Here is a 7,409-nt window from a genome sequence, read left to right as displayed (position 1 = left end):
TATACTGATTGGTATAAACTCAATGGCCTTGAGCTGGAACGGTTATAAAGTCTGGTATATCAATAATTTGATCTTGCCAATTTTCAAATAAACTTTGATATAAAAACTCTATAAACACTCGGTATCTTCTGGGGAGATAAATCCGCTGCGGCATACTCATGGTGACAGCACTTTGTTTCATCGGATAGTCCTCAAGTACAGGTACTAAAAGACCATTCTCGATTGCCGCACTACCAATAATAATTGGCACAGTGGCGATGCCAAGCCCCTCAATTGCGGCCTCTCGAACCAAAGTAATGTTATTGGTCTCTAGCCTAGACTTAGGTTCGACGGTTATCCACTGCTCGCCATTAAACAGAGTCCAGCTATTGTCAACATAGGGGGTCGAAAGTCGAATACATTGATGCTGACTAAGATCTTCAGGGATCTGCGGCGTATCATGCTGGTTGAGATACTCAGGACTTGCCATCAGTACTTTAGGCGTATTCATCAGGGTGTATGTTTGCAATGCTTCATTGGGCTTTTCGGTGATCTGAAAATTGAAATCAACACCTTCGGCAATCACATCAACCTTACGGTTTGTCAGTTCAGCTTCAATGGTTATCTGCGGGTAAGCTTTGAGAAACTTTGCCAGCACTCTGCCAAAGTAGAGCTGGCCTAGTTCGATTGGACAGATAATTTTTAGATGGCCAGCAATGGTTTGTTGACTCGCACTGAGTTGATCTTCTGCATTTTGCAGTTCAGAGAGAATATGATGTACTCGATTGTAATAATTTGCCCCCGCTTCGGTCAGCTTTAAGGCTCGAGTTGTTCTAAACAGGAGCTGCACACCAACGTCAGCTTCTAGCTCTGCAATCTTGCGGCTTACGGTTGCTTTAGTGATCCCCAAGACCTTGGCTGCCTTGGTAAAACTTCCTTGCTCAACCACTTGAGCAAACATCTGCACTCGATTTAAATCCATTTGTCTAAACCTATCATTGTTACACCTGTGAAACAGTGGGTAATTTTTTAGCTATCTAATAAATATAGTGAAACAGTAGTAAAATGTCTTCTACTAATTTACGGGCCGATGATTGGGGAGTCACTTATGTCCATTAATAGAACGTTTATCGCCATACCGATATTGCTGTTAGCCGCAGCTGCTGGTAGTTATTACTGGTGGACTGAAGTGCGTAACTTTGAGTCTACCGATAACGCTTACGTTGAAGCCGATATTTCTAATATCAGCGTTAAGGTACCAGGGTATGTCACTGCGACCTTTGTTACCGACAATCAGCATGTTGAGAAAGGCCAGTTATTGGCGCAACTCGAAGATAATCAATACAAGGCAAAAGTAGCACAAAATCAGGCTATGCTGGCTAGTGCCAACGCGGACTTGCAGACATTAGCGGCGCAGGTTGATCTGCAACGTGCACTGATTACTCAAGCAAAAGCGGGCGTGGCAGCTGCCGAGGCTGAAAGATTGCGTTCATCGCAGCAGCTTAACCGGGCGACTCAGCTTAAAATCAAAAACTACAGTTCACAAGATACCGTTGATGAGGCGCAAGCTGGTTTCCAGTCAGCGATAGCTCATCTCGATGAAGCAGAGGCTGCTTTGGTGGCTAAGCAACGCGAGCTAGCAGTATTTAAATCGCAGCTTATTGAGGCAGATTCTAGTGTCGAGCAAGCTAAAGCGGGACTCGCACTGGCGAAAATCCAACTGGCTGATACACAAATAACCGCACCATTTAATGGCATAGTGGGTAAGCGCGGTGCGCTGCAAGGACAATATGTACAGCCTGGGCAAGCCATTTATAGTTTAGTGCCAGACAACGCCGTATGGATAACTGCGAACTTTAAAGAAACCCAGATAGAGCATATGCAGCCTGGGCAAACGGTAGCGGTAGAGCTTGATGCTTTTTCTGGTGAATCATTTATTGGGGTGATAGACAGCTTAGCACCAGCTTCAGGTGCAAAATTCAGCTTGTTACCTGCTGAGAATGCCACCGGTAATTTCACTAAAATAGTACAAAGGATCCCCGTTAGGATCCGCCTCGAATCAGCAACTTCTGGAGACATTCAACAGGTAAGAATCGTTCCAGGCTTGAGTGCATTAGTTAAGGTAGATACCTCGAAAAGTGGCTTAACTGAAGCCGTTGCTCTTAACTCGGCTAAACAATAATGCCAGTTTTGCAGCAATCTCAACCAAGCATTGTTCCTGCCTATGAGCAGGTTGAGCGTGGCAGTCGCCGCGCTTGGATAGCGGTTTTTGGTGGTCTGATTGGCGCCTTTATGGCTATTTTGGATATCCAAATTACCAATGCTTCAATGAAAGAGATCCAAGGCGGTTTAGGGGCAACGCTTGAGGAGGGTTCCTGGATTGCTACTGCCTACTTAGTTGCTGAGATGATAGCAATTCCCCTTTCAGGTTGGCTCAGCAAAGGGCTGGATATACGGCGTTACATGCTATGGAATAGCGCCATATTTATAGGCGCTTCTCTGCTTTGCTCAGTCGCATGGAATTTAGAATCAATGATCGCATTTAGAGCGATGCAGGGATTCTTTGGTGGTGCGCTTATTCCGATGGCGTTTAGACTTATCCTTGAATACCTGCCGGATGAGAAGCGTGCTGTGGGCATGGCCTTATTTGGGGTCACGGCTACCTTTGCGCCTTCGATAGGGCCAACATTAGGTGGCTGGTTAACAGAGCAGTTTAGCTGGCATTATCTGTTTTATATTAATGTTCCGCCAGGGTTGCTGGTGATGTCTATGTTGGCATATGGCTTAGTTAAAAAACCGATAAACTGGCCGGAACTAAAGAACGTTGATGTAAGCAGTATAATCACCATGGCACTCGGGATGGGCTGTTTAGAGGTGGTGCTAGAAGAGGGGAGCCGTAAAGAGTGGTTTAGCTCAGATTTTATTCGAGATCTAGCGATTATATCTGCGATTAATATAGTTATTTTCGTCTATTTGCAGATTAAAAGAAGCAACCCGCTAGTGAATCTAAAGTTACTAGGCCAGCGAGATTTTGCGCTTTCTACTATTGCCTATTTTCTGTTGGGCTTAGCGCTGTTCTCATCGATTTATATGGTGCCGCTGTATCTATCGCAAGTGCAGAACTATAACTCACTAGAGATTGGTGAAGTGCTGATGTGGATGGGCTTTCCTCAGTTACTGATTTTGCCTTTTATGCCCAAATTAATGCAACGATTTGATAATCGCTATTTGGCGGGTTTCGGCTTTTTCATGTTTGGTGTTAGCTATTACATGAATAGTCATATGACATCAGACTTTGCTGGACCGCAAATGATAGCGTCTATGGTGGTTCGAGCCATTGGTCAGCCATTCATTATGGTGCCTATTGGTATGTTGGCTACAGCGCGCATTAGTAAATCTGAAAACGCGTCGGCTTCAACGGTACTTAACGTTATCCGAAATCTTGGTGGTGCAGTAGGAATTGCGCTTGTTGCTACGTTAACAGACAATTTAAGCCGTAGTCATTTGGCACACATAAAAGAAACTATCCCCGCAGTGAGCTCAATGGCGAATGAGTATTTAGCGGCCTCAGCTAATATGTTGCAAGCGGCCGGTTCTGATCCAGTGACTGCTGGTTTACAAGCCTCGGCACTGCTAGGACAAACAATGGCCAAGCAAGCATCTATTCAGGCCTATAACGATGTGTTTTTCATTATGTCAGCGTTGCTGATGGTGGCTGTTGTAGCGGTACTATCAATCCGCAAACCGGCTGCTACTGCTATTAGCTAAGCAATCTATTCTCTTAGTTAATATTGTCTGTATTTGTTGATTTGAAGCGGCTAGACTGCAGCCTAGACTCGTAGTTATGGAGAGAGACTTTTGTTGTGGAAATCGCTAGCTTTTTCAGAGCTTACACTGGATGAATTGTATGAGTTACTCAAGCTGAGAGTAGATGTGTTTGTGGTAGAGCAAAACTGCCCCTATCCAGAGTTAGATGACAAAGATCGCCATAGCCAAACCCAGCACTTACTTGGTGTTGATGGACAAGGCGTCATTCAAGCATATGCGCGGGTGCTAGCGCCTGGTGTGAGTTATCCAGATGCCAGCATTGGGCGTGTGGTAGTCTCCCAAGTCGCTCGAGGAGGCGGAGTTGCGCATACCTTGATGAAAAAAGCTATTTCGATATCAACCAAGAAGTGGCCTGAGCATAATATTCAGCTCGGTGGACAAGAGCACTTAAAAGGCTTCTATCAACAGCTCGGTTTTGAGCCAGTATCAGAGATGTATCTTGAAGATGGGATCCCTCACCTCGATATGTTATTAACTTTGGAGCGCTAGATAAAAATGTCAGATTATAAAGTCAATACTCAACAACTTGTCTGTGTGGCTACATTTACCGCAAAGCCCGGAAAAATAGCGGCTTTAGTTGAGGCATTATCGGCATTAATTGCTGATACTCGTCGAGAAAGTGGTTGTATTCGATATGAGCTTAATCTAAGTCGAGATCATGCCGATAAAGTCACTTTTGTTGAAAAATTTGTCGATGAAGCAGCGTTTAATAGCCATTGTGAAAAAGATGCTATTCAGCACTATTTTCATCATGTAATGCCTGAGCTTGTTGCGTCTCATCATGTAGAAACCTACCACGAAGTTATTGCATAACCGTGTGAAATAGCATTTATACCAATCAACATAAAGATTTTATCGCTCTGAGTAGAGCAACTTCTTATACTGATTGGTATTACCCCGAGCTGGCTAAAGCTGGAGTTTTAACAGCTTGGGGTAATAGTGGAATATAAGCCTCATCTCATGGCAAGTTTTCGTTGTTCATCAAGTTAGCCCACCATAAACAGTAGTGTTTTAACGATAAAAGTGTTCAAATTTACCTCTACTCACTGATAAACAAAAGGTAAGCAGTGTTAAATTATATTGAACCTGTATTTAGACCCCCTTCTGAGTGGAAATCACTTATTCTGCAGGTGACTAATGGTTGTAGTTGGAACCAATGCAGTTTCTGCGATATGTACACTGCCAGCCAGAAGCGTTTTCGAGCGCAAAAAATCGATAAAATAGAACAAGACTTGATCAAAGTCTCTAGTTCTCAGGCTCATATCTCTAGAGTATTTTTAGCTGATGGCGATGCCATGACACTGCCATTCGCCAGGTTGGAAGAGATCTGCTTACTTATAAAAAAATACCTACCGTCAGTGACACGGATCAGCAGTTATTGTTTGCCTCGTAATATCAACAACAAGACTCCAGAGCAGTTACAAAGATTGCGTGAACTAGGGCTAACTTTGCTCTACATCGGCTGTGAAAGTGGTGATGATGAAGTGTTGCAGCGGATCAAAAAAGGGGAAACGTTTGCTTCTTCATTGGCGGCATTGCAAAAGATTAAAGCGGCGGGGATCAAGTCCTCTGTAATGATTTTGAATGGACTCGGTGGTGTGTCTTTGTCCCGACAACACGCACTGCAATCTGCAAAGCTAATGAATGCAGCACAACCCGAATTTTTGTCAACGCTGGTGGTGACGCTACCACTGGGCACTGAGCGCATGGACGAGGCGTTTGATGGTCATTTTCAATTGCCAAATCAAATGCAATTGTTTGAAGAGATGCAGCTACTTCTGAGTCATTTAGAACTGGATAAAACTATCTTTCGTTCAGACCATGCTTCCAATTATTTAGTATTAAAAGGCGTATTGGGTAAAGATAAAGCAAGCCTATTAAGCCAAGTCGAGGCCGCAATGAATACGCCCGAACGTATTCAATTGCGACAGGAGTGGCAACGAGGTTTGTAGTGTTGCTAAAACGATATTTACGGCTCTTGAATATGGATCTCTCTTACTGGGCAAGGGATCTCTATATTGGCTTCTCTGAGTGCTTTGATTAGGCTGGCGTTGGTCTGGTATTTATCTTGGAAATAGCTTTCGGTTGCCACCCAATAACGAATACCAATCTCAATGCCTATGCTATTAAAATCATTGATCCCCACTTGTGCATGCTCGCCGTCACTCACCTGAGCACTGTCAGCTAATACTTGTTTGAGGATTGCCACGACCTGTTCTGGCTCTGTTGTGTAGCTGATATTGAGCGTGGTCTCTACCAGTTTGTTAGCAAAAGAGTTATGCAATACCTCACCGACTATATGTTTATTGGGCACATTTATCTGTTCGCCCTCTTCATTAGTCAGTACTGTCATGCCGAGGTGAATATCCTTAACTAATCCGCTCACTCCCTTCACTTCAATAGTGTTACCGACAATGAAAGGGCGGGTCACTATGATGGTGATACCTGCAGCATAGTTTGCCAACATCCCTTGCAGTGCAAGACCTGCACCTAATGATGCAGCACCAATGGCGGCAACCATAGGGGTCACGCTAATCCCAAGTTTTCCCAGGGCGATAACACCAACCAGCAGAATGATTAATATACGAACAAAATTACTGGTGAAATTGCTGAGAGTTATATCTATTTCATGTTTTTCAAAAAGGCGGGTGACAAGGTTGGATGCTTTAGCTGCAACCCATAAGCCAATTAAGAAAATTAGCGCAGCACCTAAAATACTAAAGCTATACTGCACAATAAACTCAGTGATCATGCTATAGGCATTTTGTAATTGAGCAATCTCTTGATCTAAACCTTGTTCATTCATTGTTTGGTCCTTAATACAACGTTTTCACTTTGCAGCTTACTGAAGTTAAACTGTTTTGTAACTTGGTATTTACCTTGAGAATAGTTTGTTTTCAACTTTTACTCGGATAGGTAACGATCCGTGAAGATGATCATGGTTTACTGTAAACCTTCTGTGATACGAACAAGAATAGGTTATTCTCAAGGGTAATTCTAATCAGTGAGATCCACTATGAAAGCGATTATTTTAGTTATATGTAGTTTGTTTGCGACCTCTGTCTGGGCAAATACTTATGGTATTGGCGATCAGCTGGAGACACTAAAATTACAAGATCAATACGAAGCAGATTACGCTGTTGATCAAAACGTTACTCGCGTATTGTTTAGCCGTAGCATGGACGGTGGCAACCTTATCCAAGAAGCATTAGAAGCAGATCCTGCGCTTTATGAAACTAACTCTCTCGCTTACGTAGCAGATATCAGTGGTATGCCTTCATTAATTGCTCGCTTTGTGGCGATTCCACAGTTTAAGAAGTTTGATTATAGAGTGGCACTAGATCGAGAGGGTGAGATAACTAAGGCGCTACCCGCTGAAAAAGATCAGGCGACGTTGATTGAGCTTACAGATAACAAGATCACTCAAATCAGTTATTTTGATTCAACAGAAACACTGTTAGAAGCGCTTAAATAACTTATAAGTTTATAAAAAAGGCGCGTTAAGCGCCTTTATTAGTTTGATACCAATTGCATTAAGTCTTTGACCCGTTCAGAGCTCCTCAGTCTTTTCAATTCAAAGCGCATTGGTAAAGAGGTGGTTA

General features: G+C 43.3%; 8 protein-coding genes. 6 read left to right on the top strand and 2 right to left on the bottom strand.

Annotated features, from left to right (window positions below; genetic code table 11):
• Positions 1-19: 19 nt before the first annotated feature.
• Complete coding sequence (locus AB4238_RS21080) at positions 20-961, bottom strand: LysR family transcriptional regulator (protein ID WP_372035447.1); 942 nt, start codon at positions 959-961, stop codon at positions 20-22.
• 126 nt (positions 962-1,087) lie between these two features.
• Here AB4238_RS21080 and AB4238_RS21075 point away from each other — a divergent pair, with 126 nt between their 5' ends.
• The 5 genes from AB4238_RS21075 to AB4238_RS21055 all read left to right on the top strand — a co-directional run bounded on the left by AB4238_RS21075 (position 1,088) and on the right by AB4238_RS21055 (position 5,759).
• Complete coding sequence (locus AB4238_RS21075; RefSeq protein ID WP_372035445.1) at positions 1,088-2,161, top strand: HlyD family secretion protein; 1,074 nt, start codon at positions 1,088-1,090, stop codon at positions 2,159-2,161.
• Positions 2,161-3,747 carry a DHA2 family efflux MFS transporter permease subunit gene (locus tag AB4238_RS21070; protein WP_372035444.1) on the top strand — a complete coding sequence of 529 codons (1,587 nt, stop codon included), beginning with the start codon at positions 2,161-2,163 and terminating at the stop codon, positions 3,745-3,747. The genes AB4238_RS21075 and AB4238_RS21070 overlap by 1 nt, the downstream gene beginning before the upstream one ends.
• Positions 3,748-3,837: 90 nt before the next feature.
• The gene (locus AB4238_RS21065) at positions 3,838-4,296 is read left to right on the top strand and encodes a GNAT family N-acetyltransferase (protein WP_372035442.1); all 459 of its coding nucleotides are present in this window, start codon (positions 3,838-3,840) and stop codon (positions 4,294-4,296) included.
• Positions 4,297-4,302: 6 nt separating this feature from the next.
• On the top strand, positions 4,303-4,620 hold the full coding sequence (locus tag AB4238_RS21060; protein ID WP_372035441.1) for a putative quinol monooxygenase: 318 nt from the start codon (positions 4,303-4,305) through the stop codon (positions 4,618-4,620).
• Between the two features lie 254 nt (positions 4,621-4,874).
• Positions 4,875-5,759: a radical SAM protein gene (locus AB4238_RS21055; protein ID WP_372035439.1), complete on the top strand. Its 885-nt coding sequence runs from the start codon at positions 4,875-4,877 to the stop codon at positions 5,757-5,759.
• Positions 5,760-5,776: 17 nt separating this feature from the next.
• Here AB4238_RS21055 and AB4238_RS21050 read toward each other — a convergent pair whose 3' ends face one another.
• On the bottom strand, positions 5,777-6,613 hold the full coding sequence (locus tag AB4238_RS21050; RefSeq protein WP_372035437.1) for a mechanosensitive ion channel family protein: 837 nt from the start codon (positions 6,611-6,613) through the stop codon (positions 5,777-5,779).
• Between the two features lie 210 nt (positions 6,614-6,823).
• Here AB4238_RS21050 and AB4238_RS21045 point away from each other — a divergent pair, with 210 nt between their 5' ends.
• A complete protein-coding gene (locus AB4238_RS21045) occupies positions 6,824-7,282 on the top strand; it encodes a hypothetical protein (RefSeq protein WP_372035435.1) in 459 nt (152 codons plus the stop codon).
• Positions 7,283-7,409 lie beyond the last annotated feature (127 nt).

It is taken from the genome of Shewanella sp. 10N.286.45.A1 (assembly GCF_041470405.1).
Taxonomy (GTDB): Bacteria; Pseudomonadota; Gammaproteobacteria; order Enterobacterales; family Shewanellaceae; genus Shewanella.
The sequence above is the reverse complement of the archived record's forward strand: the minus strand, read 5'-3'. Positions and strand labels throughout refer to the sequence as shown.

Excerpts from the sequence above, each read along its gene's own strand:
- AB4238_RS21080 (WP_372035447.1), bottom strand. The coding sequence starts at position 961 with ATGGATTTAAATCGAGTGCAGATGTTTGCTCAAGTGGTTGAGCAAGGA.
- AB4238_RS21075 (WP_372035445.1), top strand. The coding sequence starts at position 1,088 with ATGTCCATTAATAGAACGTTTATCGCCATACCGATATTGCTGTTAGCC.
- AB4238_RS21070 (WP_372035444.1), top strand. The coding sequence starts at position 2,161 with ATGCCAGTTTTGCAGCAATCTCAACCAAGCATTGTTCCTGCCTATGAG.
- AB4238_RS21060 (WP_372035441.1), top strand. The coding sequence starts at position 4,303 with ATGTCAGATTATAAAGTCAATACTCAACAACTTGTCTGTGTGGCTACA.
- AB4238_RS21050 (WP_372035437.1), bottom strand. The coding sequence starts at position 6,613 with ATGAATGAACAAGGTTTAGATCAAGAGATTGCTCAATTACAAAATGCC.
- AB4238_RS21045 (WP_372035435.1), top strand. The coding sequence starts at position 6,824 with ATGAAAGCGATTATTTTAGTTATATGTAGTTTGTTTGCGACCTCTGTC.